The 22,215-nt window shown below is 69.0% G+C and carries 20 protein-coding genes; 12 read left to right on the plus strand and 8 right to left on the minus strand.

The window, feature by feature from the left end; genetic code table 11:
- Positions 1-426 precede the first annotated feature (426 nt).
- Together AB0F17_RS10165 and mgrA are read left to right on the plus strand one after the other, a co-directional pair.
- A complete protein-coding gene (locus AB0F17_RS10165) occupies positions 427-2,475 on the plus strand; it encodes a S9 family peptidase (protein ID WP_358019328.1) in 2,049 nt (682 codons plus the stop codon).
- Positions 2,472-3,470 (plus strand): L-glyceraldehyde 3-phosphate reductase, encoded by a 999-nt coding sequence (mgrA, locus tag AB0F17_RS10170; RefSeq protein WP_358019331.1) that lies wholly within the window; start codon positions 2,472-2,474, stop codon positions 3,468-3,470. Before AB0F17_RS10165 ends, mgrA begins: the two co-directional genes overlap by 4 nt.
- Here mgrA and AB0F17_RS10175 read toward each other — a convergent pair.
- The gene (locus AB0F17_RS10175; protein WP_358019333.1) at positions 3,439-5,874 is read right to left on the minus strand and encodes a lysylphosphatidylglycerol synthase transmembrane domain-containing protein; all 2,436 of its coding nucleotides are present in this window, start codon (positions 5,872-5,874) and stop codon (positions 3,439-3,441) included. The two genes, mgrA and AB0F17_RS10175, sit on opposite strands and share 32 nt — an antisense overlap.
- Before the next feature lie 139 nt (positions 5,875-6,013).
- Between AB0F17_RS10175 and AB0F17_RS10180 the strand changes: the two genes are divergently transcribed.
- Entirely contained in the window at positions 6,014-8,038 is a 2,025-nt protein-coding gene (locus AB0F17_RS10180) for a molybdopterin oxidoreductase family protein (protein ID WP_358019336.1), read from the plus strand.
- On the opposite strand, the gene AB0F17_RS10185 is transcribed toward AB0F17_RS10180, so the two are convergent.
- The 3 genes from AB0F17_RS10185 to AB0F17_RS10195 all read right to left on the minus strand — a co-directional run bounded on the left by AB0F17_RS10185 (position 8,017) and on the right by AB0F17_RS10195 (position 9,317).
- The gene (locus AB0F17_RS10185; protein ID WP_358019339.1) at positions 8,017-8,475 is read right to left on the minus strand and encodes a GNAT family N-acetyltransferase; all 459 of its coding nucleotides are present in this window, start codon (positions 8,473-8,475) and stop codon (positions 8,017-8,019) included. The two genes, AB0F17_RS10180 and AB0F17_RS10185, sit on opposite strands and share 22 nt — an antisense overlap.
- An 80-nt stretch (positions 8,476-8,555) precedes the next feature.
- Positions 8,556-9,038, minus strand: a complete 483-nt coding sequence (locus tag AB0F17_RS10190) for a DUF6879 family protein (RefSeq protein ID WP_358019341.1) — start codon at positions 9,036-9,038, stop codon at positions 8,556-8,558.
- 39 nt (positions 9,039-9,077) lie between these two features.
- Positions 9,078-9,317: a winged helix-turn-helix domain-containing protein gene (locus AB0F17_RS10195; RefSeq protein ID WP_358020841.1), complete on the minus strand. Its 240-nt coding sequence runs from the start codon at positions 9,315-9,317 to the stop codon at positions 9,078-9,080.
- Positions 9,318-9,414: 97 nt separating this feature from the next.
- On the opposite strand from AB0F17_RS10195, the gene AB0F17_RS10200 reads away from it, so the two are divergent.
- Entirely contained in the window at positions 9,415-9,696 is a 282-nt protein-coding gene (locus AB0F17_RS10200; RefSeq protein ID WP_358019344.1) for a hypothetical protein, read from the plus strand.
- A gap of 195 nt (positions 9,697-9,891) precedes the next feature.
- Positions 9,892-10,344 carry a hypothetical protein gene (locus tag AB0F17_RS10205; RefSeq protein ID WP_358019347.1) on the plus strand — a complete coding sequence of 151 codons (453 nt, stop codon included), beginning with the start codon at positions 9,892-9,894 and terminating at the stop codon, positions 10,342-10,344.
- On the opposite strand, the gene AB0F17_RS10210 is transcribed toward AB0F17_RS10205, so the two are convergent.
- Positions 10,310-11,227: a zinc-binding dehydrogenase gene (locus AB0F17_RS10210; protein ID WP_358019350.1), complete on the minus strand. Its 918-nt coding sequence runs from the start codon at positions 11,225-11,227 to the stop codon at positions 10,310-10,312. The genes AB0F17_RS10205 and AB0F17_RS10210 overlap by 35 nt on opposite strands.
- A 37-nt stretch (positions 11,228-11,264) precedes the next feature.
- The gene (locus AB0F17_RS10215; RefSeq protein ID WP_358019353.1) at positions 11,265-12,074 is read right to left on the minus strand and encodes a class I SAM-dependent methyltransferase; all 810 of its coding nucleotides are present in this window, start codon (positions 12,072-12,074) and stop codon (positions 11,265-11,267) included.
- A 90-nt stretch (positions 12,075-12,164) separates the two neighbouring features.
- Here AB0F17_RS10215 and AB0F17_RS10220 point away from each other — a divergent pair, with 90 nt between their 5' ends.
- From AB0F17_RS10220 to AB0F17_RS10240, 5 genes are all read left to right on the plus strand, one after another.
- Positions 12,165-13,970, plus strand: a complete 1,806-nt coding sequence (locus tag AB0F17_RS10220) for an acyl-CoA dehydrogenase (RefSeq protein WP_358019356.1) — start codon at positions 12,165-12,167, stop codon at positions 13,968-13,970.
- A 118-nt stretch (positions 13,971-14,088) separates the two neighbouring features.
- Positions 14,089-15,033, plus strand: coding sequence for an MBL fold metallo-hydrolase (locus AB0F17_RS10225; RefSeq protein ID WP_358019359.1), 945 nt, complete (start codon positions 14,089-14,091; stop codon positions 15,031-15,033).
- 67 nt (positions 15,034-15,100) lie between these two features.
- Positions 15,101-15,325, plus strand: a complete 225-nt coding sequence (locus AB0F17_RS10230) for a hypothetical protein (protein ID WP_358019362.1) — start codon at positions 15,101-15,103, stop codon at positions 15,323-15,325.
- A gap of 66 nt (positions 15,326-15,391) precedes the next feature.
- A complete protein-coding gene (locus AB0F17_RS10235; protein ID WP_358019365.1) occupies positions 15,392-15,925 on the plus strand; it encodes an RNA polymerase sigma factor in 534 nt (177 codons plus the stop codon).
- Positions 15,925-16,938 (plus strand): CU044_5270 family protein, encoded by a 1,014-nt coding sequence (locus tag AB0F17_RS10240; protein ID WP_358019368.1) that lies wholly within the window; start codon positions 15,925-15,927, stop codon positions 16,936-16,938. Before AB0F17_RS10235 ends, AB0F17_RS10240 begins: the two co-directional genes overlap by 1 nt.
- Here the strand turns inward: AB0F17_RS10240 and AB0F17_RS10245 are convergent.
- Positions 16,928-17,221 (minus strand): Dabb family protein, encoded by a 294-nt coding sequence (locus AB0F17_RS10245; protein WP_358019371.1) that lies wholly within the window; start codon positions 17,219-17,221, stop codon positions 16,928-16,930. The genes AB0F17_RS10240 and AB0F17_RS10245 overlap by 11 nt on opposite strands.
- A gap of 4 nt (positions 17,222-17,225) precedes the next feature.
- Positions 17,226-20,480, minus strand: coding sequence for a fibronectin type III domain-containing protein (locus tag AB0F17_RS10250; RefSeq protein ID WP_358019374.1), 3,255 nt, complete (start codon positions 20,478-20,480; stop codon positions 17,226-17,228).
- A 143-nt stretch (positions 20,481-20,623) separates the two neighbouring features.
- On the opposite strand from AB0F17_RS10250, the gene AB0F17_RS10255 reads away from it, so the two are divergent.
- Both AB0F17_RS10255 and AB0F17_RS10260 read left to right on the plus strand, forming a co-directional pair.
- The gene (locus AB0F17_RS10255) at positions 20,624-21,355 is read left to right on the plus strand and encodes an NUDIX hydrolase (protein ID WP_358019377.1); all 732 of its coding nucleotides are present in this window, start codon (positions 20,624-20,626) and stop codon (positions 21,353-21,355) included.
- Positions 21,352-22,206: a molecular chaperone DnaJ gene (locus tag AB0F17_RS10260; protein WP_358019380.1), complete on the plus strand. Its 855-nt coding sequence runs from the start codon at positions 21,352-21,354 to the stop codon at positions 22,204-22,206. The genes AB0F17_RS10255 and AB0F17_RS10260 overlap by 4 nt, the downstream gene beginning before the upstream one ends.
- The last annotated feature ends 9 nt before the right edge of the window (positions 22,207-22,215 follow it).

A 22,215-nucleotide genomic window follows, 5' to 3' on the forward strand; every position in this document is an offset into this window, starting at 1 on the left:
CCGTCATCCACACCCGAAAGCATGGACATGACGGGGTTGTGCATCATGCACTGGCTTTTAACACACTGTTGAGTTCTCAAGAAACGGACGCGTACTCCCCAACCTGCGAGAGGCGCTCATTTCGTTTTTGTTTTCGTCTTCGTTGTGTCTCTATTCTTTCACCAGTCCGTTTTTCTGTCAAACTGACCGGACTTGCTTAGAATGTCGACCGCCTCTTCAATTTACCATCCCGTAGACCGGGTAGCGAATCGAAGCGACTGCCGCCCAGCACAGCGCAACGCACATCAAAACCACCGAAGTGGAAGAGGTTGGTTGCGCCACACCCTGGCGGCTTCTAAAGATTAGCAGCGCCCCCGACCACTCGAGACGCCTTCACTCCGATCAACGGCCACAGAACGATCACGGCCAGGAACATAGACTCCCCACGTGAGCAGCAACACACCGCCTGTGGCGAAGAAATCTCCGACTGAGCGCACCCATCACGGCGACACCGTGATCGACGAGTACGCCTGGCTTACCAATAAGGACGATCCCGACACGATCGCCTACCTGGAGGCGGAGAACGCGTTCCTTCAAGACCAGACCGCTCATCTCGGCGACCTCCAGGAGCAGGTCTTCCAGGAGATCAAGGGGCGCACCCAGGAGACCGACCTGTCGGTGCCGAGCCGTAAGGGCGCCTGGTGGTACTTCAGCCGCACCGAGGAGGGCAAGCAGTACGCCGTCTCCTGCCGCGTGCCCGCGGACGGCGAGACCCCGCCGGCGGTCACCCCGGGCGAGCGGCTCGACAAGGAGCAGGTCCTCCTCGACGGCAACGAGCTGGCGGGCGACAGCCCGTTCTTCTCCGTCGGCACCAGCGCCATGACGCCCGACGGGACACTGCTGGCCTACTCCACCGACTACAAGGGCGACGAGCGCTTCACGCTGAGGTTCAAGAACCTCGAGACCGGCGAGCTGCTCGACGACGAGATCGAGAACGTCTTCTACGGCGGCGCCTGGTCGGCCGACGGGTCGGCTTTCTTCTACACGCGCGTCGACGACGCCTGGCGCCCGTTCCAGGTCTACCGGCACACACTCGGCACGCGCGACGACGTCCTGGTCTACGAGGAGACCGACGAGCGCTACTGGGTCGGCATCGGGCTCACCCGGAGCGAGAAGTACCTCGTGCTCGGCGCGGGCAGCAAGATCACCAGCGAGGTCCGCATCCTCGACGCGAAGGACCCGACGGGCGAGTTCCAGGTCGTCCGCCCCAGGAAGACAGGTGTCGAGTACGGCATCGAGCACGCCGGTGACTTCTTCTACGTGCTCCACAACGAGAACGCCGAGAACTTCGAGCTGGCCACCGCCCCGCTCGACACCCCCGACACCTGGACGCCGCTGATCGCCCACAGCGCCGACACCAGGCTCCTGGAGATCGACGCGTTCGCCGGCCACGCCGTCCTCCACTTCCGCCGCGACGGGCTGACCGGCATCCGCGTCCTGCCGTCCGAGGCCGCCGAATACGAGATCGAGTTCCCCGAGCCGCTCTACGAGGTCGGCCCCGCGGGCAACCCGGAGTTCAGCACCGGCCGGCTCAGGCTCGCCTACACCAGCATGATCACCCCGGCCAGCGTCTACGACTACGACCTGGCCACCCACGAGCTCATCCTGCTCAAGCAGCGCCCGGTCCTGGGCGGCTACGACCCGGCCGACTACGAGCAGTTCCGCGAGTGGGCCACCGCCGAGGACGGCACCCGGGTCCCGATCTCCCTCGTCAAGCGCAAGGGCACCGCGAAGCCCGCCCCCACCGTCCTGTACGGCTACGGCAGCTACGAGACCTCCATCGACCCCGGCTTCTCGGTCCCCAGGCTGTCCCTGCTCGACCGCGGTTTCATCTTCGCTGTGGCGCACATCAGGGGCGGCGGCGAGATGGGCCGCCGCTGGTACGAGGAGGGCAAGCTCACCAGGAAGAAGAACACCTTCACCGACTTCGTCGCGGCGGCCAGGCACCTGAAGGCGTCGGGCTGGAGCGAGCGGGTCATCGCCAGGGGCGGCTCGGCCGGCGGCCTGCTGATGGGCGCGGTGGCGAACCTGGCGCCGGAGGAGTTCGCGGGTGTGGTGGCCGAGGTGCCGTTCGTCGACGCGCTCAACACGATCCTCGACCCGTCGCTGCCGCTGACTGTGATCGAATGGGACGAGTGGGGCGATCCCCTGCACAACCCTGATGTCTACGCGTATATGAAGAGCTACACGCCGTACGAGAACGTCGACGGCCGCCCGTACCCACCGATTCTCGCGATCACCAGCCTGAACGACACCCGGGTCATGTACCACGAGCCCGCGAAGTGGATCGCCAGGCTCCGGGCGACGGCCGGCGGCGGGCCGTTCCTGCTGAAGACGGAAATGGGAGCGGGGCACGGCGGCCGGAGCGGGCGCTACGACGCCTGGCGCGAAGAGGCCTTCGCGCTCTCCTGGATCATTGAGAGGGGCACCGCATGACCTACCAGCCGGACGACAACCGTTACGAGCGCCAGCCGTACAACCGCAGCGGGAGGAGCGGCCTGAAGTTGCCGGCCGTCTCGCTCGGCCTGTGGCACAACTTCGGCGACAACCGGCCGATCGACAACTCGCGGGCGATCCTGCGGCGGGCGTTCGACCTGGGCGTCACGCACTTCGACCTGGCCAACAACTACGGCGTGCCGTACGGCTCGGCGGAGCGGAACTTCGGCGGGATCTTCCGCGAGGACTTCGCCGGCCACCGGGACGAGCTGGTCATCTCCACCAAGGCCGGGTACGACATGTGGCCTGGGCCGTACGGCGAGTGGGGTTCGCGCAAATACGTGCTCGCCAGCCTCGACCAGTCGCTGGGGCGGATGGGGCTCGACTACGTCGACATCTTCTACAGCCACCGGCCCGATCCCGAGACGCCGCTGGAGGAGACCATGGGCGCGCTGGACCGGGCGGTGCGCTCGGGCAAGGCGCTGTACGCGGGGATCTCCAACTACTCCGCCGAGCAGACCGCGCAGGCCGCGCGGATCATGGCGGAGCTGGGCACGCCGCTGCTCATCCACCAGCCGTCCTACTCGATGATCAACCGCTGGATCGAGGACGGGCTGCTCGACGTGCTGGAGGAGGCGGGCATGGGGTGCATCGTGTACTCACCGCTCGCCCAGGGGCTGCTGACCGACCGTTACCTCGACGGCGTGCCCGCCGACTCGCGGGCGGCGACCAGCAGGTTCCTGAGCGCCGACCGGATCGACCGTGATCTGGCGCGCGACCTCAACGAGATCGCCGGGAGCCGCGGCCAGTCGCTGGCGCAGATGGCGCTGTCGTGGGCGATCAGGGATCCGCGGGTGACCAGCGTGCTGATCGGCGCGAGCAGCGTGCGGCAACTGGAGGACAACGTGGCCTGCGTCGACGGCCCGGCGTTCACTCAGGACGAGCTCGACGCCATCGACAAGGTCACAGGGCCTCGTGCCGCTGGAGGTAGGTGAAGGCGGCCCAGCCCGGCAGCACCGGCAGCCAGAACGTGAGCAGCCGGTGCAGCAGCACGGCCGACGTGGCCAGCTCGGCGGGCAGCCCGGCCACGGTCAGGCCCAGCGTGAGCGCGTATTCGACCGCGCCCAGGCCACCAGGTGTGGGCGCGGCCGAGCCGATCGCGTTGGCCGTGAGGTAGACGACGGCGACGGTGGTGAAGCCGATCTCGCCGCCGAAGGCCTCGACGCAGGCGTCGAGGCAGACGACGAACGCGATCGTGATCATCAGCGTACCCGCGCAGGCCTCGATCATCTTGCGCGGCGACTGCAGCACGTCGAGCAGCCTGGGCAGCACGTTGGCGAACAGCGTGTGCATCCGCCCGGTGATGAACCGGCGCAGCGGCGGCACCCCGAACAGCACCACGACCAGCACCGCCACCGCCAGCATCACCACGACCAGCCCGCGTGACGGGCTGAACGCGGTGGCGGTGTTGGACCCGGTGATGTAGGCGAACAGCAGCAGCAGCGCGATGTGGAAGACCATCATGCCGAGCTGCGAGGCGCCCACACTGGCCACCGCGAGCGCCGGCGAGATGCCGCGCTTCTGCAGGTAACGCGTGTTGATCGCGACGCCGCCGACGGCGGCGGGCGTGACCAGCTTGACGAACGAGGCCGCGAACTGGACGAGCACCGTGCGCCAGAGCGGCAGATGCTCGGGTACGAAGCCCCTGAGCATCAGCGCGGCGGCCACGAAGCTGACGAACGAGGCGACCAGCCCCAGCCCCGACCAGGCCCAGTTGGCGGTGGTGACCACCTGCACCAGGTTGACCCGGCTGAGCTGCGACAGCAGGAAGTAGGCGGCCAGGGTGCTGGCGATGATCGTGACCAGGGTGCGCGGCCGGAACCGCTCCAGCCGGATCTCCTCGACCTTGCCCTGCGGCTTGAGCGCGACGATGTGCTCGCGGAGCGCGGCGAGCGCGCCCTTGTCCTTCGACAGCGCCGATCGGGTCTCGCGGGTGAGCGCGATGCGCTGCAGCAGCGGCATCGCGGCGGCCAGCGCGTCGGGACCCATGACGGCGGCGGCGGCCCTGACGGATCGCTCGGCGCCGACGCGTAGCGCCAGGTAGGTGAGCAGCTGCGCGACGTCGAGCCGGAGCAGCAGGTCGCCGGCGGCGATCTCGCCGCTGCGGGCGTCGGTGAGCACGACCCGGCCGGCCTGGTCGAGGTGGATACTGTCGCCGGTCAGCCGCCGGTGGGCGAGCCGCTGGATCTGCAGCAGCGCGACCTGTTCCCAGATCTGCGCGAGCAGGGCGCCGTCGATGTCGGCGTCGGGCACGTCGTCGAGCGGGCGCGTCTCGAGGTGCTCGTAGGCGAGCAGCGCGGCCTCGGTGCCGATCTCGCTGGTGCCGAGCAGGCGCGGCGTGCTCGCGCCCGCCGCCTGCGCGGCGTAGGCCATGAGCGCCTCGCGCTCCAGCTCGGCACGGAGCGACCTGATCGCCCTGCGCCTGGTTTCGGAGTTGAGCCGGATCCGCCGCCAGAGCCGGTACGGCAGGCCAGCGACCTGCCGGTCGCGGTCGAGCACGGTGACGTCGAGGCGGCTCGCGTCCTTGAGCCCGATGGCGTAGCGGCGGCTGCCCTGGTGGTCGTCCTCGATGCGGCGGGCCGAGACCGGGGAGAAGGAGAGCTTGCGGAGCGCGGCGATGACCGCGTTGCCGGGCGGCCGGGTGTTGGGGCTGCCCACGCCGTACAGGGTGCCGTAGCCCACGGCCATGCCGACCAGGACGGGCACGATCGCGCCCGGCAGCGTGATCTGTCGGCCGGAGAAGAGCGCGAAGATGTCGAGCGCGATCACCGTCCACATGAGCATGCGCCAGGTGGGGCGGCGCGAGATGCGCACGGCGGTGGCGTAGGCCACCACAGAGGTGAGCAGCGTGTTGAGCGGCTCGATGGAACGCCCGCCGGTCAGCAGCATGCGCAGGTCCTCGACGCTGCCTCCGATCAGCCACTGGCCGAGCAGGAACGAGCCGACCATGCCGATGATCGCGGCGATCAGGCCCTCGGCGACGCGCAGGCCGTCGCGGTGGAAGACGCGCTCGACGGCGAAGGCGACCGGCACGATGAGCACGGCCGCGCCGCCGAGGAACGTCGCGACGCGGCTGAGCAGATCGGGGACGAGGGTGGCGCCCTCTTTGACGTCCGCTTCGAGTCCGTTCAGCGTCTGCTTCGCGACCAGGGCGACGAGGACGACCGCGGCGAGCACGACCAGCGTGGAGAGGAAGCGCAGCAGGTCCGAGGGCCGGCGCAGGCGCTGGGGCAGCAGCGGCTCGACTACGTAGACGTCCGGGTGAGCGCGCGCTTCGTCCACGGCTGGATCCCCCTCCGCGAGGTCCTCCGCGTCATCACGTTCCCTGATCTCGGCCACCGACAGAGATTCTGCACCTTCCCGACCGACCGTACGATCTTTGGGTCCTGCCAATCCTTCACCTTTGATTTCTACCGCGAGTCGGCGCGTGCCGTGGCGTCCCATATCGCCTGGCGGAGCGCCACGTAAGCTGTGTGGCATGTCGGGTGAATTGAGGGTTTTGGGGGCATGTCCTCTGGACTGCCCGGATACCTGCTCTTGGATCGTCACCGTCGAGGACGGCGAGGCCGTGAAGATGCGCGGCAACCCGGAGCAGCCCTACACCAGAGGCGCGCTCTGCGTGAAGGTCAACCGGTATCTGGAGCACACCCAGGCGAACGACCGCATCCTGTACCCGCTCCGCCGTACCGGGCCCAAGGGGTCGGGGCAGTTCGAGCGCATCACCTGGGACGAGGCTTTCGACGAGATCGGGACCAGGCTGCGGAGCATAGTCGACGAACACGGCGGCGAGGCGATCTGGCCGTACGTGGGCACGGGCTCGCTCGGTTACCTCCAGGGCGCCGAGGGCGTCGCCGGGCGCCGGTTCTGGAACATGCTCGGCGCGTCCAAGCACTGGCTGAACATCTGCGCCACGGCCGGCGGCGCCGGGCTGACCCTGACCAACGGCACGCCCGCCGGCATGGACCCCGAGGACCTCGCGCTGTCCAAACTGATCCTGCTGTGGGGCACGAACACGCTGACCAGCGGGCATCACCTGTGGAAGTTCATCCAGGACGCCCGCGCCGCCGGTGCCCACGTGGTGGCCATCGACCCGATCCGCACCAGGACCGCCGACCAGGCGGACCAGCACCTGGCGGTCAGGCCGGGCACCGACGCCGTGCTCGCGCTGGCGCTGCTGAACGTGGTGCTCGCCGAGGGCACCCAGGACGAGGAGTTCCTCGCCGAGCACACCCAGGGCTGGGAGTCCTTCCGCGCGGAGATCCTGGAGTACCCCGTCGAGCGGGCCGCGGAGATCACCGGCATCCCCGCCGCCGACATCCGCGAGCTCGGGATGCGGGTCGCGCACACCCGGCCGACCGCGATCCGGGCCACGATGGGCGTCCAGCGGCACGCGGGCGGCGGCACCGCGCTGCGGACGATCGGCGCGATCCCCGGCGTGACCGGCGACTGGCGCCACCCGGGCGGCGGCGTGGCCTACTCCACCAGCGGCCACGTGCACCTCGGCATCGACACCCGCGACGACCTGCTGGCCAAGCCCGTCCGTACGCTGACCATGACCCGGCTGGCCTCCGAGCTGGACTCGGTGAAGTGCCTCTGGGTCTACGCCGCCAACCCGGTCGGCTCGACCTCCGACACCAACAGGATCAGGCGGCAACTGGCCCGCGAGGACCTGTTCACCGTGGTCATGGAACACTTCCCCACCGACACGGTCGACTACGCCGACATCGTGCTCCCCGCGACCATGCAGACCGAGCACATGGACCTGCACGCGGGATACGGCCATCTCTACCTCCTCTGGAACGAGCCCGCCGTGGCGCCGCCCGGCGAGTGCCTGTCCACCGCCGAGACGTTCCGCCGCCTGGCCGCGCACATGGGCATGACGGAGCCGTCGCTGTACGACTCCGACCTGGAGCTGGCCGAGCAACTGCTGAGCAGCGGCCACCCGTCGCTGGAGGGCGTCACGCTGGACCGGCTGCGCAAGGAGGGCTGGGTGCGGATGAACTACCCCCGGCCGTTCACCCCGTTCGCCGACGGCTTCCCCACCGCCTCGGGGCGGCTCCGCTTCCCGCCGCACGGCAAGGCGTACGTTCCATCCCATTCCGTGCGTACGGCCGGCACCTCGCCGTACCCGCTGACCCTGGTGACACCGGCGGCGCACACCTTCCTCAACACGATCTTCGGCAACAACCCCGAGCTCAGGCGCCGGGCCAAGGACCCCGTGGTGCTGGTCAACCCGGCCGACGCCGAGGCGCGCGGGCTGGTGAGCGGGCAGCGGGTGCGGGTGCACAACGCGGGCGGCGAGTTCCTGGCCGACGTCGAGGTGAGCGACCGGGTGGCGCGTGGCGTGGTGGCCTCGCCCAAGGGGAGCTGGCCCAAGCACAACCCCGGCGGCGCGAACCCCAACACGGTCGTGGCGGAACGCGACGCCGACATGGGCCGGGGTCCCTCCTACCACGACAACCTTGTCGAGGTCAGCCCTTATCAGCTCAGCGACAGTTTGTAGCCCTCGTGCGAGGCCTTGAAGCCGAGCGAGTCGTAGAACCGGTGCGCGTCGACGCGCGACTTGTCCGAGGTGAGCTGGACGATCGCGCAGCCCCGGGCCCGCGCCCGGTCGATCGCCCACCGCATCATCTCGCGCCCCAGACCCTGACCCCGGGTTGAGGCGTCGACCCTGACGGCCTCGATCTGGCAGCGCTCGGCGCCGAGCCGCGACAGCCCGGCCAGGTAGGTGAGCTGCATCGTCCCCAGGATCTTGCCCTCGCGCTCGGCGACGATCAGCTCGTCGTAGGGGTTGGCGTCGATCCGCGCGAAAGCCGCCAGGTACCGCTCATCGGCCGGATCTCCCTCGCGCTGGGCGCCGAGCGGGTCGTCGGCCAGCATCGCCACGACGGCGGGCACATCATCGGCACGGGCAGGGCGGATGGTCCAGATTTCGTCCATGCCCGAATCATGCCGGAGTACGTCAGGGGCGGCTCAGGGTGCTCCCCCGCTGTCGGCCACCGCTGCGAGCCGCTTGCCGCTTATGCCAGCGGTTGGGCCGCCTGCCAGGCAAGGTCACGAGCGAGGACATATGCCTGCGCATCGCCCTGGTACAGCTCCCGTGCGGTCAGCTCGCCCTCGTCGTCGTAGTGCATCAACGCGACGGCGCGCTCGTCGAACAGCCAGAAGTCGATGTCGGGCAGAGTGAGGGGCGCCTGCTGCCTCGGCAAGATGCGTATCTCCTCACCGAACTTGGCGTTCCTGGCGTAGCTCTCCATCTCCCAACGGACATACTCGCTCAGCGGCAAGTCGACCACGTGAACGCGTCGCATCCGAACGTCCCTGGGGATCAGCGTCTTGAGCCGCTCCTGCCAGGGGGTTACGCCAGCAGGCCACCCCACCCCTGCTCTCCACGCGGCAAGCCGCGCCTCCTCGCCTGCGACCTTGTAGGACTGGCGGACTTCCTGTCGGAATACGTCGCGTGTGGAGGAGGCGAACAGCTCGCCCAGGTTCGCTGAGATCACAGGTCGCGCAGCATCTCGACAGGAACCTCCACGGCCAAGTCAGGCGTCCTCAGGCGGTGGGCCGACGAACGAGCCGATCTGCGGAACCGTGTAGATCAAGCCCTCGTCCCTCAACCAGGCGATCACCTTGCGAGCCGTCCCACGGGCAATGTCGAACTCCTGCATTATGGCGGTCTCGGACGGCAGCGGAACACCACGCTTGTACTCGCCCGACTCGATCCGCGATCGCAGGATCTTCGCGACCTGCCTCCATTTCGGCTGGTCAGCCCGTAGTTCCATCACAGTTTTACCGTAGACATACAGGTCAGAGCATCATCATTTGACTACGAGCATAAACGAGCTTGAACGAGTATGTACGAGCCCCTACGCTGGAGGAATGCGACCGCCATTCCAGATCGAGATCAAAATCGAGGGCGAGACCCTCACTGTTCCCGAGTTCATGCACTCGCTGGCCTACCTGGCTCGGGTGTACAAGGTCGGTAAGGTCTCCCCCGTCGAGCAGGCACTGAGCGTCGATGTCAATGAGGCGTTCGACTGGCTGGACACGCACATCGGCGATGGCCAGTACGGCGACATCCACGTCTACGACATCTCATGGGCGAGGGATCACGAGCCGACCTTGCTCCGCACTCTGCCCAGCAGCCGCAGGCGTGTGTAGCCGGGAGTGCGTCTCCGAAGCCCTCGGAGGTACTCCGGACAGCACGAGAGCCACTGGTGGGCACCTCCCGCCCGCGCCAGTGGCTCTCAGCGGTCAGGCCGCCAGCGTGAAGGGCAGCCCTGGCTTAACTACCAGGGTCGAAATCAGGGTAGGTCCCCGATGCCATCGGGGGGTCTCAAAAGGCACTCTGAGGACATGAACGAAATCAGTCGACGCGATGAGGTCTCGCTGTCCGGCGCCGCGCTGCGTGGCGCCCCCTGGAAGGCCGCCGCCATCGGCGGTGGCGCGACGGCCGCGGGCAGTTTCGGGCTGGGCGTGCTCCTGCCCGGCTCCGCCGACCTGGTGTGGGCGCTCGGCCTGGGGATCAGCGTGTTCGCGCTGGTCGCCGCCATCGGCGCGGTGTCCAAGCCGCACGAGGGCGACCGGGTGACCCGCCAGGCGCGCCTGTGGGCGCTGAAGCATCCGTGGCGGTTCGCGCTGCTGCCCGCCGCCATCACGGCGGTCCTGGACTACCCGGTGCAGCTGGTGCTGGACGGGGAGGGTGTGTTCGGTTCGGCCTTCGAGTCGCTCTGGCACGGCGCCCTGGTCTATCTGATCGCCGGCGTCCTGACGCTCACGATGCAGGGACGAGCACGATCTTCCCAGTGACCCGGCGGTTGATCAGGTCGTCCATCGCCCGCCCGGCCTCCTCCAGGGGCCTTGCCTCCGGTGCTGCCGGGTCGATCCCGGGCATCGTGAGAAGCTCCTGGAGCATCAGCCGGTTGGCGGCCGCGTGGCTCAGCGACCACGCGCCCCAATCCACCCCCACCACCGCCCTGTTACGCAGCAGCACCTGGTTGGCGGGCAGCCGCGGAATGCCGCCCCCGGCGAAGCCGACGACCAGGAGCCGCCCGCCTTCGCGCAGCGAGCGCAGCGCCTCCTCGGACAGTTGGCCCCCTACGGGGTCCACCACCACGTCCACGCCCCAGCGTCTGGCGGCGGCCTTCAGGCCCTCGTAGCCGATGACCTCGTCCGCCCCGGCCTGTGCCGCGCGCTCGCGCTTCTCCGGCGTCGACGCGGCCGCCAGAACGGCGGCCCCCATCGCCCCGGCCACCTGAATCGCGGCCAGTCCCACTCCACCGCCCGCGCCGAGCACCAGCACCCGCTCGCCGTGCCGCAGCCGGGCGCGCTCCTTGAGCGCGTACATGGCCGTGCAGTAGCTCTGCGCGAACGCGGCCGCCGTCCGCGGGTCGAAGCCCTCCGGCAGGGGTACGGCCTGCGCCTCCGGAACGACCACGTGCGTCGCGTAGCCGCCGATCCCGGTGATGGCGAGGACCCTGGTACCGTCGGCCAGCCGCCCGGCCACCTCGTACCCCGGCGTGAACGGCAGCGGCGGCCTGATCTGGTAGGTGCCGCCGACCATCAGCCCGTCAACGTAGTTGACCCCGGCCGCCTCGACCTCGACCACTACTTGGCCGGGACCCGCGACAGGATCGGGCCGCTCGACGAGCTCGACCGGTTTGCCGTACTCGGTGCAGACGACCGCCCTCATCCGGACAGCCTCACCGATAGAACATCATTCTGGCAAGCTAGTCCCACCAGATCGTGACCCAGCGTTCGCGTGGGAGCGGCCACATGCCGAGTTCGAGGGCCGTCGCGCCGACCTCCGCCGAGCGCGACGGGTCGAGGCAGACGCGCTGGCAGACGCTGTCGGCCAGCTCCTCCAGGGAGGTGTAGCGGTCCAGCGGCGCCTCGCGCTCCTCCACCCGTACGCGGTAGCCGAGCGCGGCCGCCAGCGCGACGCAGTCCTCGGCGACGGGCCTGAACGGGCGGCTCACGTTGTGGAAGTGCTGCCACAGCGGCTCCATCCAGCTCATGGGATGGCGGTGCGGGAGTTCGAGGACGACGCGGCGCCTGGCGTGGGCGTTCAGCGCGCGGAGGAAGTCGGCCAGGTCCGGCACGTTGTAGATGACGTGCGCGGCGATCACCACGTCGGCGACCGGCAGCTGTTCGGCCACGTCGGGCCAGCGGCCTTGGACCGCGGTGAGCGGGACGCCGAGCTTGTCCGCCCTGAGACTGAGCTCGTCGAGCATCCCGGCGGATGGGTCGACCGCGTACAGCGTGGAGATGCGGTCGTGCAGGGGCAGCGAGGCGGCGCCGGCGCCCGCGCCGACGTCGAGCAGCGTGGCGCGTTCGCCCAGCGCCTCGATGAGGTGCGTCGCGGTGGGGCCGTCGTCGGGCTCCGCGAGCGCTCTGTCAGTGCGCGTGGCGAAGCGCGCCGGGGAATGACCCCACGGGTCGACCGGTGCCTTGGCCATGATCTCGGCGGGGATGGCCCAGGAATCCAGTCGCTCTCGCCACCGGGCGGCGAGTTCTTCGGCGTCCATGGAGATGAGCATGCCACGCATATTCATGGTTACTCGCGGGTAGCATTTCGAGTAAGGTTACTCGCCAGTACATAACGCCCCCGGTTCAAGGAGATCGACACCATGGGCCACTACAAGAGCAACGTCCGTGACCTGGAGTTCAACCTCTTCGAGGTGCTCCGGCGACGCGAGATCCTCGGCACCGGGCCGTATGCGGATATCGACGAGGACGTCGCCCGCGGCATTCTGAACGAGGTCAACAGACTGGCCACCGGTGTGCTGGCAGAGTCGTTCGAGGAGGGCGACCGGCACCCGCCGGTCTTCGACGCCGCCACGAGCTCGGTGACCATGCCGGAGGGCGTCAAGAAGTCGTTCCGGGCGCTGGTCGACGGCGGCTGGTCCCACCTCGACCTGCCGCGCGAGCTGGGCGGCCCCGGCATCCCGCGGAGCCTGGCCTGGGCCACGGCCGAGATGCTCCTCGGCGCGAACCCCGGCCTCTACATGTACGGCGCCGGCCCCAACTTCGCCTACACGCTGTGGGAGGTCGGCACCGACGCGCAGAAGCGCTTCGCCGAGCTGGCCATCGAGCGCGACTGGGGCGCCACCATGGTGCTGACCGAGCCCGACGCGGGCTCCGACGTCGGCGCGGGCCGCGCCAAGGCGATCCGGCAGCCCGACGGGACCTGGCACATCGAGGGCGTCAAGCGCTTCATCACCAGCGCCGAGCACGACATGGCGGAGAACATCTTCCACCTGGTGCTGGCCCGCCCCGAGGGACACGGACCCGGCACCAAGGGCCTGTCGATGTTCCTGGTGCCCAAGTTCCACGTGGACCTGGAGACGGGTGAGCTGGGCGAGCGCAACGGCGCCTACGTCACCAACGTCGAGAAGAAGATGGGCCTGAAGGTCTCCACGACCTGCGAGCTCACCTTCGGCGACAAGCACCCGGCCGTCGGCTGGCTGGTCGGCGAGGTGCACGAGGGCATCAGGCAGATGTTCATGGTGATCGAGCACGCCCGCATGATGGTCGGCACCAAGGCCATCGCCACGCTCTCCACCGGTTACCTGAACGCCCTGGAGTACGCCAAGAGCCGCGCCCAGGGCGCCGATCTGACCAGGATGGCCGACAAGTCCGCTCCCCGGGTGCCGATCACCCACCACCCGGACGTACGCCGCGAGCTGATGCTGCAGAAGTCGTACGTCGAGGGCATGCGCGCGCTGGTGCTCTACACGGCCACGTTCCAGGACGCCATCCAGATCGACCCCGACGACCGGCACGCGCGCGACATGAACGACCTGCTGCTGCCCCTGATCAAGGGCGTCGGCTCGGAGCGCTCGTACGAGCTGCTCGCCCGGTCCCTGCAGACGCTGGGCGGCTCCGGCTATCTGCAGGACTACCCGATCGAGCAGTACATCCGGGACGCCAAGATCGACTCCCTGTACGAGGGCACCACCGCGATCCAGGGCCTGGACCTGTTCTTCCGCAAGATCCTGCGTAACCAGGGCGCCGCCATCGGCTCGCTGCTGGCCGAGATCAACGCCTTCGCCTCCTCCGACGCCGGGAACGGCCGCCTCAAGGAGGAGCGCAAGCTGCTCGCCGAGGCCACCGCCGACATCAAGGCCATGGGCGACACGATGGCCGGCTGGGCGCTGGGCGCGCTCGAGACGCCGCGAGAGGTCTACAAGGTCGGGCTCAACTCGACCAGGCTGCTCCTGGCCCTGGGCGACCTGGTGATCGGCTGGCTGCTGCTGCGCCAGGCCGAGATCGCGCTGGCCCGGCTCGCCGACGGCGAGGACCCCTTCTACCAGGGCAAGGTCGCCGCCGCCTCGTTCTTCGCGAACACCGTGCTGCCCCGCCTGGCCACCGAGCGCCGGGTGCTCACCGCCACCGGCCAGGACCTGATGGACCTCCCGGAGGACGCCTTCTAGCTCCACCTCTGGATCCACCTCTGGATCCGCCTCCCGCTGAACGCCCGCTCCGCTGTGGAGCGGGCGTTCTGCTGTAAATCGCACAGTCCGTACGGCCCGGACGCGGTACGTTCGCGACATGAGCGCCTCTCACCACGACCACCAGCCCCTGCCGCCGCCCCGGGTGGAAGAGGTCTCGTCAGGCGTCTACGCCTACATCCAGCCTGACGGGAGCTGGTGGATCAACAACACGGGCTTCCTGGCCGGGCGGCGCGGGGTGATCGCCATCGACGCCTGCTCGACCGAGCGGCGCACGCGGACGTACCGGCGGGCCATCGCCGAGGTCACCGCCCGCCCGATCACCACGCTGATCAACACCCATCACCACGGCGACCACACGTTCGGCAACTACCTCTTCCCCGAGGCCACCATCGTCGCCCACGAGCGGACCCGCGAGCTGATCATGGCCGAGGGCATCCCGGAGTATCGGACGTTCGCCTGGTCACCGGACGTGGAGTGGGGCCATCTGGAGGCGGTGGCGCCGTTCCTCACCTACAGCGACCGGGTCACGGTCTACTCCGACGAGCTGCGGTGCGAGGTGCGGCATGTCGGTTTCGCCGCGCACACCACCAACGACTCCTATGTCTGGATCCCGGAGCGGCGGCTGCTGTTCTCGGGCGACCTGGCCTTCAACGGCGGCACGCCGTTCGTGCTGATGGGCTCGGTGACGGGCGGGATCGAGGCGCTGGACCAACTCAAGGAGCTGGGCGCGGAGACGGTCGTGCCGGGGCACGGCGACGTGTGCGGGCCCGAGGTCTTCGACCGGGTGCGGGGCTACCTGGAGTTCGTGCTGGCGACCGCCGAGCGCGGCCGGGCGGCGGGACTGGCCCCGCTGGAGGCGGCCCGTGAGACCGACCTGGGCGAGTGGGGTGAGCTGCTCGACGCCGAGCGCATCGTCGGCAACCTGCACCGCGCCTACGCCGAGCTGGACGGACTGCCGCGGGGCGGCCAGATCGACCTTGTCGCCGCCATCAGCGACATGATCACGTTTAATGGCGGAAAGCCACTCTCCTGTCTCGCCTGAGCGTGTGATCACGCATACCCGGGTATGACCGAGGGCGTACGTGCTCTTTGCCGTTCTGGAGGTCGTCATGGGTGTCGGGGTCAGCATCTTCTTCCTCACGCTCGGCGCCATCCTGCGATTCGCCATCGAGCCGGACGTGTTCGGCCAGAGCGTGCACATGGACACGATCGGCGTCATCTTCATGATCGTCGGCGGGGTGGGCGTGGTCCTGAGCATCGTGCTGGCCCCGAGGCGGGGCCGCACCTCCGACCACCAGCTGATGCACCGCGAGAACAACCCGCCGGAAATCTAACCGGAAGGGTCTCCCGGGAGCGGGCAATCACAGGTGTCCCTGTTCCCCGGCAAGGGAGACCCTTGCATGATCACGTCTCTTGACGGAGCGGTCGCCGATCCCGAGCGGTTCGCCACGGTCTTCGACGCGCACTACGAGGAGATCCGCCGCTACATCGGCCGCCGCCTCGATCTCGACATCGCCGAGGACCTCGCCGCCGAGACCTTCCTCGTCGCGTTCCGCCGTCGCGACAGCTTCGACGCCGCCAAGGGCGGCATCAGGCCATGGCTGTACGGCATCGCCACCAACCTCATCGGCAGGCACCGGCGGGCCGAGATGCGGCGCTACCGGGCACTGGCCAGATCCGGGCCCTCACCCGACGACGGCGGCCACGACCAGCGGGTCGTGGATCGGGTCGCCGCCGGGGTGAGCGTCCAGAAACTGTCGGCCGCGCTGGCCGGGCTGTCGCGCGGGGAGCGCGACGTGCTGTTGCTCGTCGCGTTCGGCGGGCTGACCTACGACGAGGTGGGCGCGGCGCTCGGCGTCGCCTACGGCACCGTCGCCTCGCGGCTGAGCCGGGCCAGGACCAAGCTGCGTGACGCGTTGGGAGTTGAGGTGTGATGAAGAAGTTCCAGCTCGATGATGAGGCGGTGTCCGCGCTCATCGACGACGTGATGCCGGACGTGCGGCCCGCCGACCCGGCCCGGGTGATGGCGGTCCGCGCCCGGGTGCTGAGCGGCCCCCCGCGCCGCCGCCTGCCTGGCTGGTCCGGGGTGGCGCTGGCGGCCGCGTCCGTGGCCCTGGTGCTGGTCGGCGGGTTCGTTGTGGTGCCCAGGCTGGGCCGGGGCGAGGTCGACACGGCCACCACCTCGAACGTCCCCGCGGTGCTCGGGGCGGCGGCGGACCGGCTGGCCGCGCAGCCCGAGGGCACGGGCGCCTGGTGGCGGCGGGAGATGCTCCGGGTGGAGCGGCGGATCGCCACGTCCGAGAACCCCACTTACCTCATCGAGCGGCGGGGCAGCAAAGTGCTGTGGGTGAACCGGGCGGGGGAGGAGCGGACCGAGAACGGGGACGTGACCGCCGTGCCGTTCAGCCCGGCCGACAAGCGGGCGTGGAAGGAGGCCGGCTCGCCACCGCTCTGCGACCCCGGGGGCGGTTGCACGATCAGCAAGATCTTCTTCACCTCCGTGGACACCAAAACGCTGAAGCCCGTGGCGCAGCTACCGACCGACGCCGACGCGCTCAAGGCCGAGTTGCTGAAGCGGCGGTATCCCGCGAACGGCATCGACAGCCAGGAGAGCTGGCTCTGGGAGGCGGGCAGTTGGCTGCTCCTCGACGCGCCGAGCACCCAGGGCACGCGGGCGGCGGTCTACCGGATGCTCGCCGGTCTGCCCGGCGTGCGGGTGGTCGACGGGGCCAAGGACGACGAGGGGCGCGCCGGCGTCGCCTTGATGTTCGGCGACTCCAGGCGGCAGGAGATCGTCATCGACCGGGAGAGCGGCGATCTGCTCGCCGTACAGAGCAGGCTGACCTGGCGGAAGGAGGGGCTGCTGCCGATCCTTCCGGTCGGCCCCCCGTTCGAGGCCTTCCTGCTCAAGCGGCTGGGCTGGACCGACGAGGTGCCTAAGAGCTGAACTGCACGGCCGCGCGGCTCGCCATGATGGGCCTGATGTGTTCCGCGATCACCTTCTGGTGTTGAGGGTGATCGCGGTACACCAGGTAGTCGTCGACGTTGTCGAAGTCGGCGACCACCCCGAACTCGTGGTTGCCCTGGTTGATGCCCGCGTCGGCGTCCGCCGTGTAGGACCGGATCTCCGGGATGATCCCCGGCAGTTTGCGCAACTCTGTCGCGACCGTGGCTTTCTGCTCCTCGGTGGCGTCCTCGGTCCAGGTGAACAGCACGACGTGGCGAATCATGGGGTCAGCCTATCGAGATCCGGTCGACGTTCGGTCCGCCGTTGGCCGTGGTGGCGGTGGCTCTGATCTTGTTGGCTCCTTGCGTGAGGTTGACGGTGAGGGTGGAGGTCTGCCAGGTGTCCCAGTCGCCGGTGCCGTTGAAGTCGCGGTTGACCGCCGTGCCGCCGTTGACCGCGATGGCCATCGGCCGGTTCACCGTGGTGCCGTTGGCGTAGCGCAGCTCCAGAGTGACCGGTCCCGCCACGGGGGCGTTGACCGTCCACTCGACGTAGCTGCCGGTCACGTTGTCGTAGTTGACGAACCCGGTGCCGGTGTAGCCGTCGTGGTTCGACTCCGCCGCGCCCTGGGAGATCGTCGCGTCCTCGGCCTGGTAGACGACCGGGCCGCTGCCGGTGGTCTCGGTCACCGCGTTCGAGGCGGCCGAGGTGTTGCCGGCCGCGTCGCGGGCCTTGACCGTGAACGTGTACGCCGTGGCGGCCGTCAGGCCCGAGACCGTGGCCGTCGTGCCGGTGACCGTGGTGGCCAGGGTCGTGCCGTTGTAGACGTCATAGCCGGTCACTCCGGTGTTGTCGGACGAGGCGTCCCAGGCCAGCGAGACGCTGGAGGACGTCTTGGCGGTGCTGTGCAGGTTCCCGGGGGTGGTCGGGTTCTCGGTGTCCGGGGGGCCGGTCGGGACGGTGAGCGTCGCGGTGTTCCAGCCGGAGACCCTGACGCTCGCCGCGCCGCTCAGGTCGGTGGCCCGGTAGGTGGCGGTCAGGGTCTTCGACTCGCCCGGCCAGAGGCTGATCGCGTTGTCCGACCACTGGATCGGCAGCACCGGCTTGCCTGACGCGTCCACGACGTGCGCGTCGAGCATGAACGCCGGGATCTTGCCCGTGCCGGTGTTGCTGATCGTCACCGCGACGGTCCCGGGGGACGGCGACGTGGCGGTGGCGGTGATCGGGGCCTGCGCCAGGCTGTTGAGCCCGGTCAGGTTGGCGTAACTGGTGGTCGGCACGTAGTACCAGTCGTTGTTGTCCCAGTCGATGACGTCGCTCGCCGTGGACAGCGCGTACACGTTGCGGTCGATCTCCTCGCCGCCCCGCAGCAGGGTGAGCCGTACGAGGTAGGTCGTGGACAGGCCGCTGATCGACGGGACGGTGACCGCGGTGGCCTTGCCGCCGTCGGCGGGGACGGTGACCGTGGCCGTGTTGGTGTACTTCGAGGTGCCGTCCATGTTGAACACGTCGGTCTTGACCGTCAGGCCCGAGGCTGCCGAGGTGCCCGAGTTGACCACGACGACGGACTTGTTGTCGTAGGAGTACTGCACGTGCAGCGGCCTGTTCGCCTCACGGGCGCCCCAGTAGGAGCCGCCCTGGTCGAGGTAGTAGTCGAACAACTGCCAGTGCAGCGACGACCAGCCGCTGTTGAGCATCCAGTAGATGACGCCGGTCGAGGGGTTGCTGGAGTCGGTGAAGTTGCGGCCGTACGCCTCGAACTGCGCGCGGACCGCCTCGTACTGGGCGAGCTGCGCCTTCTTCACGTAGTCCGTCAGGCTGGACGGCACGCCGTACCGGCCTCTGAGGGCGTTGTGATAGATCGTCAGGTTGTTGAACGTGCTCGACGGGGAGCGGTGATACTGCGTCGCGCTCGGGCTCTGCCAGAGCGAGTTGATCTGTGCGGTGGTCATCATTCGCTTGAGCGAGTCGAGCGTCGGGACGTCCGGGCCGGCGCTGGTCTCGGAGTTGAAGCCGAACGCGCCGCCTTCGCGCTTGTTGTACCAGTAGTTCGGCGGCACCCACTCGTACGGGCCCGGCATCTTAAGGCCCGAGTTGCCCAGTTGCGGGCTGGACTTGTCCGAGGCCACGGAGACGATCGGCAGCGGCCACTCGGCGGCCGTCAGCGCGTCGAGGTAGTTGGTCTCCTTCTGGGCCGACGGCGGGTTGTCGGAGCCGATCAGGAACGAGATCACGCTGGGGTGGTTACGCAGCCTGGTGGCCTCCGCCTGCATCGACGCCTTGGCGATGGGGTAGTCGGCCGTGGCGAAGGTGCCTTCCCACTTGTTACAGCACTCCCAGCCGGGCATGGTCAGGATGCCGTACTTGTCGGCCAGGTCGTAGAGCTCGTCGGTGTCCAGGTGGCCTTCGACCCGGATGGTGTTCAGGCCGAGGTCCTTGACGTACCGGATCTTGTCCTCCAGGTAGCGCAGGTCTTTGCGCAGGAAGATGTCCGGTGACCAGCCGCCGCCCCTGATCAGGATCGACCGGCCGTTGATCTTGTAGAAGCGGCGGCCGCTGGCGTTCTTGGCCGACTCGACCTTGCGGACGCCGAAGCGCTGGGTCAGCGTGTCGCTCACCGCGCCGCCGACGGTCGCCGTGAGGCCGAGGTCGTACTGCGGCTGGGCGCCCATTTGGTAGGGCCACCAGACCTGTGGGTTCGTCAGTGTCTGGCTGAACGTGATCCGCTTCGTCTCGTTCGCCGCGAGCGAGACGTTCTGGGAGAACGTGAGCGAGCCGATCGTGCCGCTGACCGTGGTGGTCACCGCGCTGCCGGTGCCGTTGCGTACGTCGGCCTTGATCGTGAGGTCGGCCCGGTCGAGCGCGGGCACGGCCAGGTTGGTGATCACGTGCGCGTCGCGTAAGGAGACGTCGGCGCTGCGCCTGATCAGCACGTCACGGAAGATGCCCGTGTTGTCGTCACGCGGAACCTGCACCCAGTCGATCCAGCCGATCGTCAGGTGGTTGTTCGGGTTGTTGGCGTTGACGCGGAAGGCCACCGAGTTGACGCCCGGGTGGACCAGTGCGGTGACGTCGCGTTCGTGCCGGGTGTAGGCGCCGGCGACCTGGGCGGCGGTGGCCACCTGGCTGCCGTTGACCCACACGTCGGCGCTCGACATCACACCGCTGAAGTCGAGGAACGTGCGTAAGCCGGTCTCGGAGCCGAGCGTGAAGTCCGAGCGGTACCACCAGGGCACGTCGAAGTCGGCGGTCGGGATCGACTGCATGTTCGTGGAGAAGAACGGGTCGGAGTAGACGTTGTTCTCCAGCAGCCCCGCCAGGACGGTCGAGCGCGGGCCGACCGGATACCAGCCGGAGGCCGCGTAGCCGGGAGTGGAGATCGCGGTGCCGGAGTCCGACACCTTGGCGGATGACTGGATCTTGTAGCCGGAGAGGGCTGTAGAGGAGGCGGTCGCCGCCGGTGCGGCCAGGGCGACACCCCCTGCGCTGACCAGCAAAGTGCAGGTCCAGAGCAGGATGAGGATGAGCCGGGAGCGGGCCATGGGTCCTCGCAAGCTCGATGGAGTTTGTTAATAAACCTTCTTAACAACTAAACGCGATCTCGTAAATGCCCAAATTTGTGGACATGTTGGGGTTGGCTGGTTATTCTCAGAGAGAGATTGACTCACTTTGAGAAGGACGTGCGATGGAAGAGTTCCTGGCCGGCTACGACCCGCGGCGGTACCCACCGGTCGCGGTGACGGTCGACGTGGTGGCGCTGACCATCCGCGACCGGCGGCTGCACGTCCTGATCGTGGAGCGCGGCGTCGAGCCGTACGAGGGCGCCTGGGCACTGCCCGGCGGCTTCATCCGGCCCGACGAGGACCTGGCCGAGGCGGCGGTACGCGAGCTGGCCGAGGAGACCGGGCTGGACACCGCGCCCGCGCACATCGAGCAGTTGGCCAGCTTCGGCGGGCCCGGCAGGGACCCGCGGATGCGCGTGGTGTCGATCTCGTACCTGGCCTTCGCCCCCGACCTGCCCGACCCCCGGGCGGGCACCGACGCGGCGGCGGCCGTGTGGCATCCGGTCGACGACGTGCCGCGACTGGCCTTCGACCATCAGCGCATCCTGGCCGACGGCGTGGAGCGGGCCCGGTCGAAGCTGGAGTACACCCCGCTGGCCACGACCTTCGCGGGAGACACGTTCACGATCTCCGAGCTGCGGCTGATCTACGAGAGCGTGTGGGGCACGCCCCTGCACGCGGGCAACTTCCACCGCAAGGTGCTGTCGGTGCCCGGGTTCGTGGAGGGCACCGGCGAGACCACGCAGACCGGCGGGCCCAAGGGCGGGCCGCGGGCCAAGCTGTACCGCGCGGGCGACGCCCGGCTGCTGCATCCCGCCCTGCTGCGGCCTTCGCGGGAGGAGGAGATCCGGTGAACGCAGAGGATGCCGCGTCGATCGTCACAGGGGCGCGTTCGGCCGGCGACCTCTTCGCGGGCGACTCCCCCGCGCGGGTCTACCGGCGCCTGGCCCGGTTGCTCCACCCGGACGTGTCTCCGGGGACCGCGGGGGCGTTCGCCAGGCTGGCCGAGCTGTGGTCCGACTACAACCGCGGCCAGCGGGTGGGGCCCTATCGGATCGGGCCGCTCCTGCATCGGGGCGGCACCGCCGTCCTGTACCCGGCCGACGGGGACGCGGTGCTCAAGCTGCCGCGCGACCCGGCCGACAACCACCTGCTGGTGCGGGAGGCCGCCGCACTCACTCAGATCGCCTCGGACGCGGACCCGCGCTTCCTGCCGTACATCCCCCGCCTTGTCTCGAAATTTCGGCATAAAGCTGGGCGGACCGTGCGGCAGGCGAACGTCCTCAGCCGGGCACCCAGCGGCTTCGTCACCCTGACCCGGCTCGGCACCGGCCTCGACCCCCGGGACGTGGCCTGGATCTGGCGGCGGCTGCTGGTGGCCACCGGCCTGGCGCACCGGGCCGGAGTCACGCACGGCGCCGTGCTCCCCCGCCACGTACTCGTCCACCCCATCGACCACGGACTCGTCCTCGTCGACTGGTGCGCATCGCAGCTTTCCAACGCATCAGAGGACGCCGCGGACGACGTCCTGGGCGTCACCCGATGCGTCGCCGGGCTGCTCGGCGACCACCCCCGGGCGATGCGCGCCTTCGTCCGCGGCTGCCTGCGGCGCCCGCCCGCCGACGCGTGGGCGCTGCTCACCGAGCTCGACGAGCTCCTCGAAGACCTTTACGGGCCGCGTACCTACCGGCCCCTTCACCTCTAAGGAGAAGAT

Source organism: Nonomuraea sp. NPDC026600, from assembly GCF_040638335.1.
Classification (GTDB): Bacteria; Actinomycetota; Actinomycetes; order Streptosporangiales; family Streptosporangiaceae; genus Nonomuraea.

Excerpts from the sequence above, each read along its gene's own strand:
- mgrA (WP_358019331.1), top strand. The coding sequence starts at position 2,472 with ATGACCTACCAGCCGGACGACAACCGTTACGAGCGCCAGCCGTACAAC.
- AB0F17_RS10180 (WP_358019336.1), top strand. The coding sequence starts at position 6,014 with ATGTCGGGTGAATTGAGGGTTTTGGGGGCATGTCCTCTGGACTGCCCG.
- AB0F17_RS10185 (WP_358019339.1), bottom strand. The coding sequence starts at position 8,475 with ATGGACGAAATCTGGACCATCCGCCCTGCCCGTGCCGATGATGTGCCC.
- AB0F17_RS10195 (WP_358020841.1), bottom strand. The coding sequence starts at position 9,317 with ATGGAACTACGGGCTGACCAGCCGAAATGGAGGCAGGTCGCGAAGATC.
- AB0F17_RS10200 (WP_358019344.1), top strand. The coding sequence starts at position 9,415 with ATGCGACCGCCATTCCAGATCGAGATCAAAATCGAGGGCGAGACCCTC.
- AB0F17_RS10205 (WP_358019347.1), top strand. The coding sequence starts at position 9,892 with ATGAACGAAATCAGTCGACGCGATGAGGTCTCGCTGTCCGGCGCCGCG.
- AB0F17_RS10210 (WP_358019350.1), bottom strand. The coding sequence starts at position 11,227 with ATGAGGGCGGTCGTCTGCACCGAGTACGGCAAACCGGTCGAGCTCGTC.
- AB0F17_RS10215 (WP_358019353.1), bottom strand. The coding sequence starts at position 12,074 with ATGCTCATCTCCATGGACGCCGAAGAACTCGCCGCCCGGTGGCGAGAG.
- AB0F17_RS10220 (WP_358019356.1), top strand. The coding sequence starts at position 12,165 with ATGGGCCACTACAAGAGCAACGTCCGTGACCTGGAGTTCAACCTCTTC.
- AB0F17_RS10225 (WP_358019359.1), top strand. The coding sequence starts at position 14,089 with ATGAGCGCCTCTCACCACGACCACCAGCCCCTGCCGCCGCCCCGGGTG.
- AB0F17_RS10230 (WP_358019362.1), top strand. The coding sequence starts at position 15,101 with ATGGGTGTCGGGGTCAGCATCTTCTTCCTCACGCTCGGCGCCATCCTG.
- AB0F17_RS10235 (WP_358019365.1), top strand. The coding sequence starts at position 15,392 with ATGATCACGTCTCTTGACGGAGCGGTCGCCGATCCCGAGCGGTTCGCC.
- AB0F17_RS10240 (WP_358019368.1), top strand. The coding sequence starts at position 15,925 with ATGAAGAAGTTCCAGCTCGATGATGAGGCGGTGTCCGCGCTCATCGAC.
- AB0F17_RS10245 (WP_358019371.1), bottom strand. The coding sequence starts at position 17,221 with ATGATTCGCCACGTCGTGCTGTTCACCTGGACCGAGGACGCCACCGAG.
- AB0F17_RS10250 (WP_358019374.1), bottom strand. The coding sequence starts at position 20,480 with ATGGCCCGCTCCCGGCTCATCCTCATCCTGCTCTGGACCTGCACTTTG.
- AB0F17_RS10255 (WP_358019377.1), top strand. The coding sequence starts at position 20,624 with ATGGAAGAGTTCCTGGCCGGCTACGACCCGCGGCGGTACCCACCGGTC.